Annotated in this window: 14 protein-coding genes and 1 pseudogene; 7 read left to right on the top strand and 8 right to left on the bottom strand. The window is 69.2% G+C overall.

What is annotated here, in order from left to right; genetic code table 11:
- Window positions 1–4: 4 nt before the first annotated feature.
- Genes ACMGEZ_RS01940 through ACMGEZ_RS01950 form a run of 3 tightly spaced genes read left to right on the top strand, consistent with a single transcriptional unit; the run spans window position 5 to window position 3442 of the window.
- Window positions 5–904, top strand: coding sequence for a MurR/RpiR family transcriptional regulator (locus ACMGEZ_RS01940; protein WP_436820549.1), 900 nt, complete (start codon window positions 5–7; stop codon window positions 902–904).
- A complete protein-coding gene (locus ACMGEZ_RS01945; RefSeq protein ID WP_436820550.1) occupies window positions 897–2372 on the top strand; it encodes an N-acyl-D-amino-acid deacylase family protein in 1476 nt (491 codons plus the stop codon). Before ACMGEZ_RS01940 ends, ACMGEZ_RS01945 begins: the two co-directional genes overlap by 8 nt.
- Before the next feature lie 50 nt (window positions 2373–2422).
- Window positions 2423–3442 (top strand): DUF2272 domain-containing protein, encoded by a 1020-nt coding sequence (locus ACMGEZ_RS01950; protein WP_436820551.1) that lies wholly within the window; start codon window positions 2423–2425, stop codon window positions 3440–3442.
- A 19-nt stretch (window positions 3443–3461) separates the two neighbouring features.
- On the opposite strand, the gene ACMGEZ_RS01955 is transcribed toward ACMGEZ_RS01950, so the two are convergent.
- Entirely contained in the window at window positions 3462–4874 is a 1413-nt protein-coding gene (locus ACMGEZ_RS01955) for an FAD-dependent oxidoreductase (RefSeq protein WP_436820552.1), read from the bottom strand.
- An 8-nt stretch (window positions 4875–4882) separates the two neighbouring features.
- Complete coding sequence (locus tag ACMGEZ_RS01960) at window positions 4883–5863, bottom strand: Bug family tripartite tricarboxylate transporter substrate binding protein (protein WP_436820553.1); 981 nt, start codon at window positions 5861–5863, stop codon at window positions 4883–4885.
- A gap of 113 nt (window positions 5864–5976) precedes the next feature.
- Between ACMGEZ_RS01960 and ACMGEZ_RS01965 the strand changes: the two genes are divergently transcribed.
- The gene (locus ACMGEZ_RS01965) at window positions 5977–6894 is read left to right on the top strand and encodes a LysR substrate-binding domain-containing protein (RefSeq protein WP_436820554.1); all 918 of its coding nucleotides are present in this window, start codon (window positions 5977–5979) and stop codon (window positions 6892–6894) included.
- A gap of 45 nt (window positions 6895–6939) precedes the next feature.
- Here ACMGEZ_RS01965 and ACMGEZ_RS01970 read toward each other — a convergent pair whose 3' ends face one another.
- Window positions 6940–7698, bottom strand: a complete 759-nt coding sequence (locus tag ACMGEZ_RS01970) for an SDR family NAD(P)-dependent oxidoreductase (RefSeq protein WP_436820555.1) — start codon at window positions 7696–7698, stop codon at window positions 6940–6942.
- 335 nt (window positions 7699–8033) lie between these two features.
- Here ACMGEZ_RS01970 and ACMGEZ_RS01975 point away from each other — a divergent pair.
- Window positions 8034–9282 (top strand): annotated as a pseudogene (locus ACMGEZ_RS01975) (ESPR domain-containing protein).
- Window positions 9283–9417: 135 nt separating this feature from the next.
- Here the strand turns inward: ACMGEZ_RS01975 and ACMGEZ_RS01980 are convergent.
- The 4 genes from ACMGEZ_RS01980 to ACMGEZ_RS01995 form a co-directional block, all read right to left on the bottom strand.
- Window positions 9418–10470 (bottom strand): VWA domain-containing protein, encoded by a 1053-nt coding sequence (locus tag ACMGEZ_RS01980; protein WP_436820556.1) that lies wholly within the window; start codon window positions 10468–10470, stop codon window positions 9418–9420.
- Window positions 10467–11462 carry a DUF58 domain-containing protein gene (locus ACMGEZ_RS01985; protein ID WP_436820557.1) on the bottom strand — a complete coding sequence of 332 codons (996 nt, stop codon included), beginning with the start codon at window positions 11460–11462 and terminating at the stop codon, window positions 10467–10469. The genes ACMGEZ_RS01980 and ACMGEZ_RS01985 overlap by 4 nt, the downstream gene beginning before the upstream one ends.
- Window positions 11443–12462: an AAA family ATPase gene (locus ACMGEZ_RS01990; RefSeq protein WP_436820558.1), complete on the bottom strand. Its 1020-nt coding sequence runs from the start codon at window positions 12460–12462 to the stop codon at window positions 11443–11445. The genes ACMGEZ_RS01985 and ACMGEZ_RS01990 overlap by 20 nt, the downstream gene beginning before the upstream one ends.
- Window positions 12463–12534: 72 nt before the next feature.
- Window positions 12535–13533, bottom strand: a complete 999-nt coding sequence (locus ACMGEZ_RS01995) for a S1C family serine protease (RefSeq protein WP_436820559.1) — start codon at window positions 13531–13533, stop codon at window positions 12535–12537.
- A 90-nt stretch (window positions 13534–13623) separates the two neighbouring features.
- Between ACMGEZ_RS01995 and ACMGEZ_RS02000 the strand changes: the two genes are divergently transcribed.
- Window positions 13624–14484 carry a TatD family hydrolase gene (locus ACMGEZ_RS02000; RefSeq protein ID WP_436820560.1) on the top strand — a complete coding sequence of 287 codons (861 nt, stop codon included), beginning with the start codon at window positions 13624–13626 and terminating at the stop codon, window positions 14482–14484.
- Between the two features lie 124 nt (window positions 14485–14608).
- The gene (locus ACMGEZ_RS02005) at window positions 14609–15037 is read left to right on the top strand and encodes a hypothetical protein (RefSeq protein ID WP_436820561.1); all 429 of its coding nucleotides are present in this window, start codon (window positions 14609–14611) and stop codon (window positions 15035–15037) included.
- A gap of 90 nt (window positions 15038–15127) precedes the next feature.
- Here ACMGEZ_RS02005 and ACMGEZ_RS02010 read toward each other — a convergent pair whose 3' ends face one another.
- Window positions 15128–15964 carry a mechanosensitive ion channel family protein gene (locus tag ACMGEZ_RS02010; RefSeq protein WP_436820562.1) on the bottom strand — a complete coding sequence of 279 codons (837 nt, stop codon included), beginning with the start codon at window positions 15962–15964 and terminating at the stop codon, window positions 15128–15130.
- Window positions 15965–16021 lie beyond the last annotated feature (57 nt).

Consider the following 16021-nt stretch of genomic DNA (forward strand, 5'->3'; position numbering starts at 1 on the left):
GGCCATGACCCACTCCCTGCTGCAGAAGGTCGCCGCTGCGCGCGAGGGCGCGCCGGCCACGCGTCGCGCCATCCTGGACCTGATCCTGGAGGACCCGGACCGCGTGCTCCAGGAAAGCTTCGAAACCTTGGCCGAGCGCTCGCGCAGTTCGGTGCCCACCATCATGCGCACCTGCCGCGACCTCGGCTTCGCCGGCCTGCGTGAGTTCAAGCTCGCGCTGGCGCAGGAACTGGCACTGGGCGGCTCGCCGCTGCACCGGCGCGTCAACATCGCCGACACGGCCGACGAGGTGGTGGGCAAGATCGCGCGCAGTGCCGCGGCTTCGGTCTCGGGCGTGCGCAATCAACTCGACATGGCCGTGCTCGACGGCGCGGTCGGCGCCATTGCCGCAGCGCCGCACGTGGACCTGTTCGGGGCAGGCGCCACCTCCTGGTTCATGGCCAACGACCTGCAGGCGCGCCTGTTCCGCCTCGGCCTCTCGGCCAATGCCTGGGCCGACTACCACCTGCAGCAGGTGGCGGGCGCGGCCCAGCGTCCGGGCGGCGTGGTGATTGCGATCTCGCACGTGGGCGGCATGCCCTCGCTGCTGGACGCGGTGGACATCGCGCGCGGGCAGGGCGCGAAGGTGGTGGCGCTCACGCGGCCCGGCACTGCGCTGGCGGCGCGGGCCGACTTCCTGCTCGGCCTCTCGGTGCCCGACGACGCGGTGATGCACGTGGGCATCGATGCCTACCTCACGCACCTCACGGTGATCGAGATCCTGACCGTGCTCGTCGCGCAGCGCCGCGGCGAACCGGCTGTTCAACGCCTTCAACGCGCGCGCGAAGCCTTCCAGCGCCACGGCATCGATGCCACCACGCATCCGCTGCAGAGCTGGGATGGCGGAGGGATCAAGCATGGCTGAGAGCGGCCACGGCAGCGCCACCCTGCTCGAAGCCGGCCTGATCGTCGACGGCTCCGGCGGCCCGAGCTGGCCGGGCGACGTGCTGCTGCTCGGCGACCGGATCGCGGCAATGGGCGAGGGCCTGCGCAAGCGCCTGCCTGAAGGGATCGCCGCCGATGCGCTCGACGTGCTCGACTGCCGCACCAAGGTGATCGCCCCCGGCTTCATCGACGCCCACACGCACGACGACGCGATCGTGCTGCGCGACCCGCTCAACCTGCCGAAGATCTCGCAGGGCATCACCACCGTGGTCACGGGCAACTGCGGCATCTCGCTCGCGCCGTACCGCACGGCGCAGGCACAGCCGCCGCTCACGCTGCTGGGCCTCGATTCCTTCCGGCACGCCACCATGGCCGACTACCGCGCGGCGGTCGAAGCGGCGCAGCCGGCGCTCAACGTCGCGGCGCTGGTCGGCCATACGACGCTGCGCTTCGCCACGATGGACGCGCTCGACCGCGCGGCCACCGAGGACGAGCGCGCGCGCATGGGCGCGCTGCTCGAGGCCTGCATGCTGGAGGGCGCGCACGGCCTGTCCTCGGGCCTCTTCTACGAGCAGGCCTTCGCCGCGCCGGCCGAGGAGGTGACGGGCCTGGCGCGCATCGTCGCGCGCCACGGCGGCGTCTACGCCACGCACCTGCGCAGCGAGATGGAGCGCATCATCGAGGCGATCCACGAGGCCGGCGACACCGCCTTCGGCGCGGGCGCGCCGCTGGTGATCTCGCATCACAAATGCGCCGGCCCCGCCAACTGGGGCCGCACGCAGGAGACGCTGCCGCTGGTCGATGCGCTGGCCGAACGCCAGGACATCGCGCTCGACGTCTATCCCTACGTGGCCGGCTCCACCGTGCTGCGCGAGGATCTGGTCGACGGCATCATCGACATCCTCATCACCTGGTCCGATCCGCATCCCGGCGTGACCGGCCGCATGCTGGCCGACATCGCGCGCGAATGGGGCGTGGACCAGAAGGAGGCCTGCAGGCGCCTCCAGCCCGGCGGCGCCTGCTACTTCCAGATGAAGGAGGAGGACGTGGAGCGCGTGATCGCCCACCCGCGCGCGATGATCGGCAGCGACGGCCTGCCGCACGACCGCCATCCGCATCCGCGCCTGTGGGGCGCCTTCCCGCGCGTGTTCGCGCGCTACTGGCGCGAGCGCCAGCTGTTCACGCTGGAGCAGGCGGTGCACAAGATGACCGGCATGACCGCGCGCAACCTGCGCATCGCGGACCGCGGGCTGCTGCGCGTGGGCGCGATGGCCGACGTGGTGGTGTTCGACCCGCGCACCATCGCCGACACCGCTACCTACGACCGGCCGAAGAGCGCCAGCGTGGGCATCGAGCGGGTGTTCGTGAACGGTGCGTGTGCGTTCGTCGGCGGCGAGCAGGAGCCTGCCGTGCGGACGAGGGCGGGGCGGATGCTGACGCGCGGGTGAGTGCAGGACCGCCCTGGAGGGGCGTCTTCGGACGGCTATGCTCGCGTCGCATGCGGCTCCTCGACGCTCCATCCGGCTTGCCATGGCGCCTTCCGGCCGCGGCAGCGCTTGCTGCCGCGCTGCTTTCTCTTGCAGCTCCGGCCGGAGCTGCCTGCCAGGCCACGGGCCTGCACATCGCACCCAGCCCGCGCGCCTTGGCCATGGCGGCCGTGGCCCGCCGCGAGCACGAGGCTTTCGGCGGCCAGACCTTCGATGCCGAAGGCCGGCTCACCCAGGCCGGCTATTCCGAAGCCGAGGACACACGCGGCTCGCCGGGTGCGATGGCATCGTGGGAGCGGGTGATGGGCTATTGGCGTGCTGTGGATCCGCAGGACGCCGCGCTGCCCTCTCAAGTGCGCTTCGGCGCGCTGCGCCCCGCCTCCCGTGAGTTGCTGATGCAGGCCCTGAACCGGGCCACGGCAGCGTACCTGCAGGGCCTCGGCATTGACCCGGCGCTGGGCCTCGAACCCCATGACCTGCAGGCGGTGCAGACCGCCGTCGACCGCGTGGCCGTGATCGACACGCCCTGGTCCGCCGCTTTCGTCAGCTGGCTTGCGCGCCAGGCCGGGCTCAGGCCCGACGAGTTCGTGTTCTCGGAAGCGCATGCCGACTATGCGGGCGCCGCGTGGCAAGCGCGCGCCGACGAGGCGCAGGGCCGCGCTAGCCCTTTCGCACTTCGCGCCTGCGATCTCGCGCGCACGCCGCCGCGCATCGGCGACCTGGTCTGCCACGCGCGCAGCGGCGATGAAGGGCTCGCGGACTTCGAGGGCCTCGGCCGCATCCTGGCCACGCGCCGCACCGGCGGCACTGCATTGCCCATGCATTGCGACGTGGTGGTGAGCGTGGATGCCAAAGGCTTCGACGCGATCGGCGGCAACGTGCTGCAGTCCGTCACACTGCGCCGCCTTGCCTTCGCACCCGGCACCCGATCGCTCGACCCGAGCTACCGTGGCTGCGAGGCCGGCACGCCGGCCTGCGTCGATCGTCACATGAGTCGACAGCCCTGGTCCTTGCTGCTCCAATGGCGTTGACGCGAGCGGCGTGCGGCGATCAGCCGCGCGTCATCGTGCGCGACAGTGTGGCCTGCGGCAGATAGGCGCCAGCCTCCCTCAATCGCTCGACCAGCACCTGTGTATCGAGATCGCAAGCCGGCTGCCCCGTCGCGATCGACTGGGCCGCTGCCGTCCCGGCCGCCTGTCCCATCATGTAGGCCGCCGATTGCGCGCGGATCGAGCCGTGCACCTTGGTGTCGCTCGAATGGCAGCGCCCCGCGACCCACAGGTTGTCGGAGCCGCGCGGCACCAGGATGCTGTAGGGGATGCCCACGCTGCCACCGCGGCCCAGGTTGTCCTTGCCATGAAAGTCCTTCAGGAAGCGCTCGTATTCCGCCTTCGAGGTGTCGGTCGGATGCACGTCGGTCGGGCGGTTGTACACCGCGATCTGGTCCGCGAACTGGCGGCGGTTGCGGAAGTCCTCGATGCCGAGCTCGAACTCGCCGACGATGCGGCGCGAGTCGCGCACGCCCATCACGGGCGCAGTGGCCAGGAGCTCCAGGTCCTCGCAGCCAGGCACGTACTTGCGATAGAACTCCAGGTATTCCACCGCGAGCTTGCGGCCGAAAACCATGCCGTCGGAGAGGCTGCGGTTGGAAAGCGGGTTCAGGTTGAACACATGGCCGGCATTCAGCGTCGCGGTGCGCTCGCCGATCTTGTTCATGCCGGGCATGAAGCGGTCCTCCTGCGTGAAGTGGCCGTCGGCGATGGCCTGGGCGAGCAGCTCGGTCTTGGTGTGGTTCTTGACCTCGTCGATCCCGCGCCAGTCGCTGCCATAGGCCGGATGGTCCCAGTGCATGCCGCCGAGCAGCGAGCACAGCGTGCTCGGCGCCACTGTTTCGGTGTCGCGCAGCACCACCTTGCATTCGGCGCCCGCGAGCGCGGCGAGCGCGGCGTCGCCGGTCGCGTCGACGAAGGTTCTTGCGCGCACATAGCGCAGGCCCTCCACGTTGCTCAGGACCACGCCGTTGACGCGCCGCCCGCCGGTGTCGGCCTCGATCACGCGCGTGAAGAAGCGCAGCTCCACGCCGGCAGACACGGCGAAGTCGTCGAGGATGCGCTTCAGGTGCTCGGGCTTGAACGGGACCCAGCGGTTGAGCTGCGCGTGCAGGAACTCGGGCACCACGTGCGGGCCGAAGGCCTTCTGTGCCCACATGGTTTCGAGCAGCTCCTTCATGAAGCCGCCGACCAGCATGCGCTCGCCGTCGGACACCGGCCCGAAGGACGCGACCAGGCCCGAGGTGCCCATGCCGCCCAGGCAGCCGGTCGCTTCGACCAGCAGGGTCTTGAGGCCCAGCCGCGCGCCGCACACGGCTGCCGCGGTGCCCGCCGGGCCACCGCCTGCCACCACGAGGTCGTAACTGTCGCCGGCCGGGATCCGGCGCGTGAAGTCATAGGTGTCGTCGTTCATGGGTGATGTCAGTTGGTGGGTGCGCCGAGCGGCTTGGTGACTGCGGCGAAGCGCCGGATCTCGCTCTGGATGAAGGCCTTGAATTCGTCCGGCCCCTGCGGCGAGACCTCCACGCCCATCTCGGCCATGGCCTTGGCAACCTCGGGCATCGCAAGCACCGCGACGATGTCGTCGGCGAGCCGCTGCGCGATCTCGCGCGGCACGCCGGCCGGTGCCGCGAAGCCGGCCCAGTTGACGGCCTCGTACCCCGGCAGGGTCTCGGCGATGGCGGGCCAGTCGGGATAGAGCGGGCTGCGCTTCGTGCTGGTCACGCCGAGCACCTTGAGCTGGCCATTCTTGACGAAGGTCTCGGCCGAGCTCGCGACCGAGAAGCCCATCGGGATCTGCCCGCCCACGATCTCGGTGTACATCTTGGCCGCGCCGTTGTAGGGCACGTGCTGCAGCTGGATGCCGGCCATGTGGTTGAGCATCTCGCCGGCAAGATGCGCGGAGGTGCCGATGCCGTTGGAGCCGAACGAGAGCCTTCCGGGCTGCTTCTTCGCCAACGCGATCAGCTCGCGGATGTCGTTGGCCGGGAAGTCGGCCGCCGCGACCAGCGCCACCGTGTAGTAGCCCACGCGCGCGATCGGCTGCAGGTCTTTCACGCTGTCGTAGGGCAGGTCCTTGCGCTGCACGGCGTTGATGCTCAGCGAGCTGCCGAGCAGGCCCAGCGTGTGGCCGTCGGGCGCCGCGCGTGCGGTTGCTTGAGTGCCGATCACCACGCCGCCGCCGGGCTTGTTCTCGATGATGACCGACTGCTTCCAGCGTGCTTCCAGCCGTTCGCCGAGCACGCGGGCGAGCCGATCGGCCGCGCCGCCGGGGGGCTGGGGCAGGTAGATGCGCACGGGCTTGCTCGGGAACCCCTGTGCGCGCAGCGAAGGGACCACGGCCATCAGGGCCGCGGCCTGCAGCAGGCGGCGGCGCGCGGGGCCGATGTTCGTCTCGGTCATGGCTTGTCTCCATCTCGTGTCTCTCCCCGCTGCGGGGGGGAGTCATGCGTATTGTTCGGCGCACTCCGACGGCGGGCAAATGAAAAGACATGCCCATGCCTTAACCTTCGGTTATGAACCTGCGTCACATGGAGGTCTTCCGCGCCGTCATGCTCACGGGCAGCGTGGCCGGGGCGGCCGAGCTGCTGCACGTTTCGCAGCCGGCGGTGAGCAAGCTGCTCGCGCATGCGGCGCGCCAGAGCGGGTTGACCCTGTTCGAGCGCGTCAAGGGCCGCCTCGTGCCCACGCCCGAAGCGCAGCAGCTACACGCCGAGATCGAGAACCTGTGGCGCGGCGTCGAGCGTGTGCGCGACGTCTCGCGAACACTGGCCCGACCCGAGACCGGCACGCTGCGCCTGGCGGTCTCGGCCAGCCTGGCCTCACACCTCGCGCCGCGCGCGGTGGCCCTGCTGTACGAGCGCTTTCCGCTGCTCAAGAGCCGCATCGAAGTGCTGGTGTCGCCCATCATGGTCGATGCGCTGCTCGATCATTCAGCCGATCTCGCGATCGGCCTCTTGCCCAACGAGCATCCGAATCTGGTGACCGTCAAGAGCTACGCCTGTGGCCTGGCGTGCGTGATGCGCGAGGACCATCCGCTGGCCTCGAAGGCCATGGTCACGCCTTCCGACCTGCGCGGCCAGCGCGTGATCACCTCGCCCGCCGGCACGCCGTACGGCCAGAGCCTGCACCGCGCCTACGGCAAGGCGGCCCCGCAATTGCGCCTCGACATCGAGGTGCGCTCTTCCACCACCGCCTGCTGGTTCGCCCAGGCCGGCGCCGGCATCGCCGTCATCGATCGCGCCGCCGTGGCAGGCCAGTCATTCACCGGTCTTGCGGTGCGGCCCTTCAAGAGCAGCGAACGGCTGGAGGTCCGCATCATCCGCAACCGCTACCGGCCGATGTCGGTGGTGCAGGGAGCCTTCTGCGAGGCGTTCAACCGCGTGTGGGACGAGGCGCTCAAGGCGCCTCCACCGCCGCGAATTCAGCGCTGAATCTGAAAACGCCCCCACGACTGCGATGCCGTCGCAGTCACCGCGTCAGGCCGCGATCGAATAGCCGCCGTCGACGGGTATCGCCGTGCCCGTCACGAAATCGGAGGCCGGGCTCGCGAGGAAGACCGCGATGCCCGCCAGGTCCTCCGGCGCGCCCCAGCGCCCGGCGGGCGTGCGCGCGTTCACGCGCTCCTCGAGGCCCTGCACCTGGGCGCGCGCGCCGTCGGTCAGCTCGGTGCGGATCCAGCCCGGCAGCACGGCGTTGACCTGGATGTTGTCGGGTGCCCAGGAGGCGGCCATGGCGCGCGTCAGCTGCACGATGCCGCCCTTGCTCGCCCCGTAGGCCGGCGCATAGGGCGCGCCGAAGATCGACATCATCGAGCCGATGTTGATGATCTTGCCGCCCCCGGCCTTCTTGAGATGCGGGTAGGCCGCGCGGCAGCACAGGAAGGCGCTGGTGAGATTCGTGTCCATCACCTGGCGCCATTCGGACAGCGCGAGCTGGTCCACCGGCTTGCGCACGGTGGTGCCTGCGTTGTTGACCAGGATGTCGAGCCGGCCGCAGCGCTCGGCCGCTTCGTCGACGAGGCGCTGTACCGATGCCTCGTCGCTCACGTCGGCAGCCAGCGCGAAGCTGTCGCTGCCCAGGGCGCGCAAGGCTTCGACGGCGGCGGCGGATTTTTCCGCGTTGCGCGCAGCGATCACGACGCGGGCGCCAGCCTGTGCCAAACCCCGGGCCATGCCCAGGCCGATACCGCCGTTGCCGCCGGTGACGAGCGCTGTCTTGTCTTTGAGATCGAACATGCGGCGAGTGTCGCCCAGTTAGGGCATTCGCGCAGAGCGTGCAAAACACCGACACGGCAGTCCTGAAGGGAAGCCGTTGCTCCTGCATTCCCTTGACGAGTTGCACTGATATTCATCGTGAGAGATCTGCCGCGTGAGCGGTGCGTCGAAATACTTTCGATACCAACGATGCGCGCCCGGGCGAACGGCAGCGTTGACGCATTCATTCTGGTTTTTTGTCGTAGGAACTCGGCGCCAGCTCGAATGATTTCTAGCATTTGCCGCGCGCCGAATTCCCTCATGAGCTGAGGCGTGAAGCTTCCAACGTCAACCCGAGACCCTCGCCCATGAACAGAATGCACCGCAGCCTTTGGAACCCCGCGCTCAACGCCTGGGTGGCTGCTCCCGAAAACACCCATGCGCGCGGCAAGCGCAGCCGCTCACGCACCGTGGCCGGAGCAGCCCTCCTCGTGCTCAGTGCTGTGGCAGCTTCTGCCGCACAGGCACAGGAGTTCGGCTCGAGTGGTGGTGATGGCGGCTGTAGGCAAAACGATGGGCGTTGCGTCATCGGCGGCGGATCAGGCGGCAGGGCGACCGACCCGGACGTGGTCTCGGCCCCAACCTTCGCCCCGACTCCGCCCACGGGGAGCGATGGCGTATTCGACATCGGCAACATCACCACCACGGGCACCACCATTCGCAGCTTGGCCGGCAGTGGCTCCGTGGTCCTCGGCAGCCGGACGTTGACGCTGTCCGACGCCGCCGGCACCTTCAGCGGCATCATCAGCGGGACGGGGAGCGTCGCGCTGACCGACGGCACTCAGGTGCTGCAGGGTGCCAACAGCCCGCACAGCGAGGGGCGCCTGAGCGGCCTGCAAGCCGGCACCGACCTGTGGACCAATGCCAATTGGCGTGCCGGCCTCTACGTCGGCCAGCTCGACGGCGACATGCAGGTCAAGGGCTTCGCCCGCGGCATCGCCAACCTGGCCGTCGGCAGCAACGACCTGCGCAGCCAGTACCTGGGTGGCTATGCCACCTACACCGATACCAGCGGCTTCTACGTCGACGGTGTCCTGCAGGCCGGGCGCCATCGCTACGAGGTCAAGCCCCAGACCAGCCTGCGCACCAAGGGCAAGGCCAGCAGCCTGAGCGCCTCGCTGGAGCTGGGCCAGTCCTTCGCGCTGGGGGAGGGCTGGCAGATCCAGCCGCAGGCGCAGCTGGTGCACCAGCGCCTGGACCTCGACGACGTGGACATCGCTGGCGCGCGTGCGCCAGGACCGCGACAGCACCTGGCTCGCCCGCGTGGGCGTGCGCGTCAAGGGCGACATCGCAACGAGCGCAGGCCGGCTGCAGCCCTATGCGCGGGCGAACCTGTACCGTGCCTCGGGCGGCAACGATGTCGCCCGCTTCGTCAACCCCGCGGCCAGCACCGCCATCGCGAACAGCAGGGGCGGCACCTCGACGGAGGTGGCCGCGGGCGCCACGCTGTCACTGAGCGAATCGACCAGCCTCTACGGCGAAGTCGGCAAGCTGTGGGCATCAGGCGGAGCCACCCGCGTGAATTCTTGGCTCGATGCTTCGGCCGGGCTGCGGGTGCGGTGGTAAGCGCGAAAAGCACAGAGCACTGAGCCCGCAGGACAGGGGCCTGGCGGCGATGAAAACGGCGCGAGCAGCATTGCACTCGCGTCGCGCCGCAAACAAAGCAAAGCGCACGATGGCAAGCAACCGTGCAGCGCTTGCCTACAAGATGCGGTTGAACCAGAGCAGCGAGAGCCCCGCCGACAGCAGCGCCAGCACGGCGGCACCGAGCGCGAACAGGGCCGAGATCTCTGTTTCCTTCTTCTCGACCGTGAGCCGCGAGCTCAGCGTGTTATAGACCTTGGTGAGGTCGGCCGCGGTGCCCGCATAGTAGTACTCGGCCTGGGTCTTGTTGGCGATGGCCTTGAGCGTTTCCTCGTCGAGGCGCACGCGCATCGACCAGCCTTCGAAGCCGATGGTCTCGCCGTCCACGGTGCCGATGCCGACCGTGTAGACACGCACGCCGCGCTCGGCCGCGACCTTGGCCGCGTCGAGCGGGTCGACGCCGGTGGTGCGCTGGCCGTCGGTCAGCATGATGATGGCCGCCGAGGTGTACGAGCCCGGCGGAACGGGCGTGAACTCCTTGGGCGGCGGCTTGCCGGCCTGGTCGAGCGGGACGCCACGCGCGCGGTTGTTGTTGCTGGCCTGCGGACCGAAGTTCGCGATGTCGATGCCGGCATCGGGGAACAGCGTGGCCAGCGAGACGACGATCGCGTTGCCGGTGGCGGTGGCGCGCTGCAGCTGGAAAGAATCGATCGCCTGGACCAGGTCCTCGCGGTTGGTCGTGGGCAGCTGCGCGACATTGGCGCTGCCCGCGAAGGCGACGATGCCGACCTTCACGTGGCGCGGCAGGTCCTTCAGGAAGGCCTTGGCCGCTTCCTGCGCAGCCACCAGCCGGTTGGGCTGGACGTCGGCTGCGCGCATGCTGCCCGACACGTCCATCGCGAGGATGATGGTCTGCTGGTTGGAGGGCAGCACCACCACCGCCATCGGCCGCGCGGCGGCGATCAGCATCGCGACCATCGCGAGCAGGAACAGGAAGGGCGGGATGTGACGCCGCACGCTCTGGCGCACGCCCATCGCCTCGCGCACGATCGACAGGCTGGCGTAACGCAGCGCCAGCTTCTTCTTGCGCCGCAACAGCCAGACATAAAGCAGCACCAGCAGGGGCACCGCGGCCAGTAGCCAGAGGAATTGAGGCCAGAGGAAGTTCATGCTGCCACCGCCTTGGGCTGGGACGAGCCGGTGCGCACCCGGCGCTTGCGCATGTCGGCAAAGCGCACGATCGCTTCCACCAGATCGTCGTTGGTTGAGAGTTCGAGCGTGTCGACGCCGACCTTGGCCAGCGTCTCGCGCAAGGTATTTTCGCGCTCGGCGGCAAGGCGGGCAAAGCGCTTGCGGAAACCGGCGTCGTGCGTGTCGACCCAGATCTGCTCGCCGGTCTCGGCGTCGGTGAGCGGAACCAGGCCAAGATCGGGCAGGTCGAGCTCGAGCGGATCGAAGAGGCGAACGGCCACCACCTCGTGGCGCCGCACCAGTTGGGCGAGCGCGCGGTCCCAGCCGGGCTCGCTGAGGAAGTCGGACACCACGAACACCGTCGAGCGGCGCGGCATCAGCACGGCCGCGGACTTGAGCAGCTCGGCCAGGCGGGTCATCCCCTTCTGCCTGGGCTGGTCCTTCTGGGCGGCGCGGCGCTCCATGGCGTGCAGCAGGTGAAGCACGTGGCGCCTGCCGGTGCGTGGCGGAATCACCGCCTCGACGTCGTTGCCGTAGACCAGCGCGCCGACGCGGTTGCCGTGCCGCGTGAGCAGACGCGCGATCACGCCGACGAAGCCGGCCGAGATCTCGCGCTTGGCCTTGCGGCCGGAGCCGAAGTCCACCGAGCGGCTCAGGTCGAGGATGAACCAGGCCGCCATCTCGCGGTCTTCGGTGAACACGCGCACATGCGGCGTCTGCAGGCGGGCGGTGACGTTCCAGTCGATATGGCGCACGTCGTCGTGGTGCTGGTACTCGCGCAGGTCGGCCAGGTCCAGGCCGGTGCCGCGCATCAGCGTGCGGTAGTCGCCCTGCAGCAGGCCGTCGAGCCGGCGGACGACGGTCCACTCGAGCCGGCGCAGCGCGCGCTCGGCGCCGCCGGCCGCGGCCTCGGCAGCCGCGAGCTGTTCGTCGTTGGCCGCTGGGCGTCGGCTAGGCCACCAGCTTTTCATGTTCGAGCGGCTTGGCCGGCGGCGGCACGGCCCGCATGATGCGGTCGATCAGGCCGTCGGGCGTGAGCCCTTCCGAGAGGCCCTCGTAGGACAGTGTCACGCGGTGCCGCAGCACATCGGGGACCAGGGCCGTCATGTCCTCGGGCAGCGCGTAGCTGCGGCCGCGCAACAGCGCCAGTGCGCGCGCGCCCTCGGTCAGGTTGATGCTGGCACGCGGGCTGGCCCCGTAGGTGATGAAGCGGCGCATGTCCTTCAGCCCATGTCGCTCGGGCGTGCGCGTGGCCGACACGAGCTTGACCGCGTACTGGATGAGCGAGGGATCGACATACACCTGCCGCGCCTCGGCCTGCAGCGTTGCGAGCTGCTCGGTGGTTGCTACCGCCATCGCCTCGACCGCCGGGCCGATCACGCGCTCGACGATCACGAACTCTTCCTCGTCGGTCGGGTAGTCGACCAGCACCTTCATCATGAAGCGGTCGACCTGCGCCTCCGGCAACGGGTAGGTGCCCTCGGTCTCGATGGGGTTCTGCGTGGCCATGACCAGGAACGGGCGCGGCACGCGGTGGGTTTCGCCGGCGATCGTGACCTGTCGCTCCTGCATCACTTCGAGCAGCGCACTCTGTACCTTGGCTGGAGCACGGTTGATTTCGTCGGCCAGCAGCAGGTTGGCGAACACCGGGCCGAGCGAGGTGCTGAATTCGCCGGTCTTCTGGTTGTAGATGCGCGTGCCCACCAGGTCGGCCGGCACCAGGTCGGGCGTGAACTGGATGCGCTTGAAGCGGCCGCGCACCGCATCGGCCAGGGTCTTGACGGTGAGGGTCTTGGCCAGGCCCGGCACGCCTTCGACCAGGAGGTGGCCGCCCGCCAGCACCGCGACCATCACGCGTTCCAGGAAGCGGTCCTGGCCGACGACGACGCGCTTGACCTGGTAGAGGATCTGCTCCATCAGCTCGGCCGTGTTGGCGGAAGACGCGGGGGTCGGTTCGGTCTCTGTGCTCATGCGGTGCTTTCTATGTGCGGGGCCAGGAGGAAGAGCGTTTCAAAAGCGCTTCAGAAGCGTTTCAGAAGCGTTTCAGAAAGGCGGCGAACCGGCAGCCGAGGCGGCGTTCTCGATCGGCACAGCAAATCCGATGCCAATGAACGTGCGCTGCTGCGTCGGGTTGAGGATGGCGGTGACGATGCCGAGCACCTCGCCGTTCATGTTGACGAGCGGTCCGCCCGAGTTGCCGGGGTTGGCGGCGGCGTCGAACTGGATCAGGTTGCCCAGCTCCTGCTTGCCTTCGGGCGAGCGGAAGGAGCGCTTGAGGCCCGAGACCACGCCGGCGGAGACCGAGGGACCGATGCCGAAGGGAAAGCCGACGGCGGCCACCTGGTCGCCCGGCTGCAGGTCGGCAGTCGAGCGCATCACGGCCGGGATCAGGTCGTCGGGCAGCTTCTGCGCCTGCAGCACCGCGAGGTCGTTCTCGGGCTGCACGCCGGTGATGACGGCGGGCGCCTCGAGGCCATCGGCAAAGGTGACCTTGATCTTCTCGGCGCCCGCGACCACGTGCAGGTTGGTGAGGATGATGCCCTTGTCGACGATCACCACGCCGGTGCCGACGCCACGCTCCACCTCGCCGGGCGGCTCGTCCGGCTGTGCCTCCGGCGGCTTGCCCTTGGCCAGGTTGCGGCCCTGCTTCTGGGTCTGGGCCTCTGGCGTCTTCTTCTCGGGACCGTAGCCCACCACGCGCACCACGGAGGGGCGGATGATGTCCGCGGCCTTGGCGGCCGGCGAGGGCAGGGTGGCGGTCTGCAGGGTGCGCAGGACGGCGGCGTCGATGTCCTTCTGCGTGTACTGCCGGATGTTCTGGCGCGGCCACAGCGCGACGCTGGTGGCGGCCGATCCGAGGCTGACGGCGAGCAGCAGCGCGAAGCTGCGGCGGCCGGGCTGCCAGCGCCGCTTGGCGGCAGGCGCCGCGGCCGGAGCCGTTGCGTCGCCGGGGGACCCGTCGGGCTGCTGCGGCGTCCCGGCATCTGCCGCGTCATCGAGCGGCGTGCGGGGCGAGCGACTGTAGAAAGCTGGCCTGCGCATCGGGACACCTCCGGCTAAAAAAGTCCACGCGTGAGCAGGCACGGTAGCACGCTTTCCGCGCCTGTGCATGCCTTCGGGCATCATCGGCCGATGGCCGTCTTCGTCGATACCCATTGCCACCTGGATGCGCCGGAGTTCGGCGGCGAGATGCCGGTGGTCCGGGCGCGCGCGGCGCAGCGCAACGTGGCCCTGTGCGTGATTCCGGCCGTGGCGGTCGCCAATTTCGCAAGGGTGCGCGAGCTGGCGCACACGCAGGACGACGCCTACGCGCTGGGCATCCACCCCCTGTGTACCGGCGAGGCGCAGGATGAGCATCTTGCGCAGCTCGATGCGGAACTCACGGCGCGCCGTGAGGACCCGCGCCTCGTCGCGGTGGGCGAGATCGGGCTCGACTTCTTCGTGCCCGGCCTCGATCCAGACAGGCAGGCACACTTCTTTCACACTCAGTTGCAGCTTGCGCGCAAGCACGGGCTGCCGGTGATCATCCATGTGCGCCGCTCGGTGGACCAGGTGCTCAAGCATCTGCGCCAGGTCGCGCCCGATGGGCACTGGCACGGCATCGCCCACGCCTTCAACGGCAGCATTCAGCAGGCGCAGGCCTGCCTCGCGCTCGGCCTCAAGCTGGGCTTCGGCGGCGCGCTGACCTTCGAGCGCGCGCTGCAGCTGCGCCGCCTCGCGACGGAGCTGCCGCTCGAGGCGATCGTGCTCGAGACCGACTCGCCCGACATCCAGCCCCAGTGGCTCTACCGTACGAAGGCGCAGCGCGCAGAGGGCGAGCCCCAGGGCCGCAACGAGCCGGGCGAGCTGCCGCGCATCGCCGCAGTGCTGGCGGGCCTGCGCGGCATCGAACTCGAGACGCTGGCTGAAGCCACCACGCGCAACGCGGTTTCGGCGCTGCCGCGTCTGTCGGCGCTGATCGGCGCGTCAGCGGATCGCCGGCGCAGCGCGTAGGCCGATGGCGCATATGGCGCCAACGGGGTTTCGGGCGCGCTTTTGATGTCATCCTTGGTGTTCGAGTGGCCGTTGCAAGACGGTGGCAAGTTCGTCACTCCAACATCCAAAAGGAGCTTACCCAATGAAGACATCATCGATCCGCATGGTGCCCGCCGCGCTGGCGCTGACACTGGCCTCCGTAGGCCTGTCGGCCGCCGCGCAGACCCAGACTCAGCCGAGCGCACAGCCGAGCACGGTCGAGAAGGTGGAAAACGCCGGCGAGAAGGCTTGGGATGCCACCAAGAGCGGCACCAGGAAGGCGGTGAACGCGACCGAGAGCGGCGCCGAGAAGGCCTGGACAGGCACCAAGAAGACCACCGAGAAGGCTTGGAACGCCACCAAGAGCGGGACCAAGAAGGCCGCGCATGCCACAGAGGAGGTCGCCGGCAAGACCGGCACGGCAGTGAGCAACACGGCGGGTGCCGCTGCCGACAAGACCCGCCAGGTGGGCGACAGGATCGGCGAGAAGATTCCGGGCACGGCCCAGAACGAAGCTGCGAAGAAGCCCTGAACGCCCTGAAGGCCTGACGCGCGATTGCGCAGGCCCAACGAAGAACCCGCCGCCGGCGGGTTTCTTCGTTGTTGCGCTTCTCGTTGTTGCCTACGCCTCGGCCGGCACGGCGGGCGGCGTGATGGTGCGATGCGCGATCGGTGTCTCCGGCGCCGGATAGCCGGCCGCGCCGAAGGTCCTGACGATCGCGCGATGCGTGTCGAAGTACACCTGCCAGTAGTGGTCGGTGTGGGTGTAGGGCCGCACCGCGAGCAGCGGGCCCTCGGGCGTGAACTGCAGGATCTCGACGTCGGGCGGCTGCTCGGTCGAGACATTGGGGATCTTGCGCACCGCGGCCTTCAGCAGCTCGATGGCCTCGTTCACGTCCACGCCGTTGGCCACCTTCGCGGTGGCATCCACGCGGCGCCATTGCAGCTGGCTGAAGTTGGTGATGGTCTCCGAGAGCACCTTGTTGTTGCCCACCGTCGAGACCACATTGTCGGGCGTGACCAGCGTGGTGCCGAACAGGCCGAGCTCCTTCACCGTGCCGTTGGCGCCGCCCACCGTGACGTAGTCGCCGACCTTGTAAGGGCGCAGCACCTGCAGCACGACGCCGGCGGCGAAATGGGTCAGCATGCCGCCCCATGCGGCGCCGATCGCCAGCCCGGCGCCGGCCAGCAGCGCGGCGAACGAGGTGGTGCGCACGCCGAACATGTCCAGGATCGAGAGGATCAGGACGATGTTGAGGAGCACGCCGAGGATCGACACCAGGTAGCGGCTCAGCGTCGCGTCCATGCGCTTGCCGCGCTCCAGTGCCGCTGCCACCAGCCGCTGCGCAAGGCCGATCAGCCAGCGGCCGATCGCCCACACCAGGAGGGCGCCGATGACTTTCAGGCCAAAATCCGCGCCTTGCGTGCTCAGAAAAGTCCAGATCGCTTCCGTGTTCATTTTCTTGTCCTCTGGGATGTCGGTTGACCCGCGAACCGGCCAGTGTCATGGATCGAT

Origin of the sequence: Variovorax stachyos (assembly GCF_051400855.1) — a bacterium.
GTDB lineage: Bacteria > Pseudomonadota > Gammaproteobacteria > Burkholderiales > Burkholderiaceae_C > Variovorax.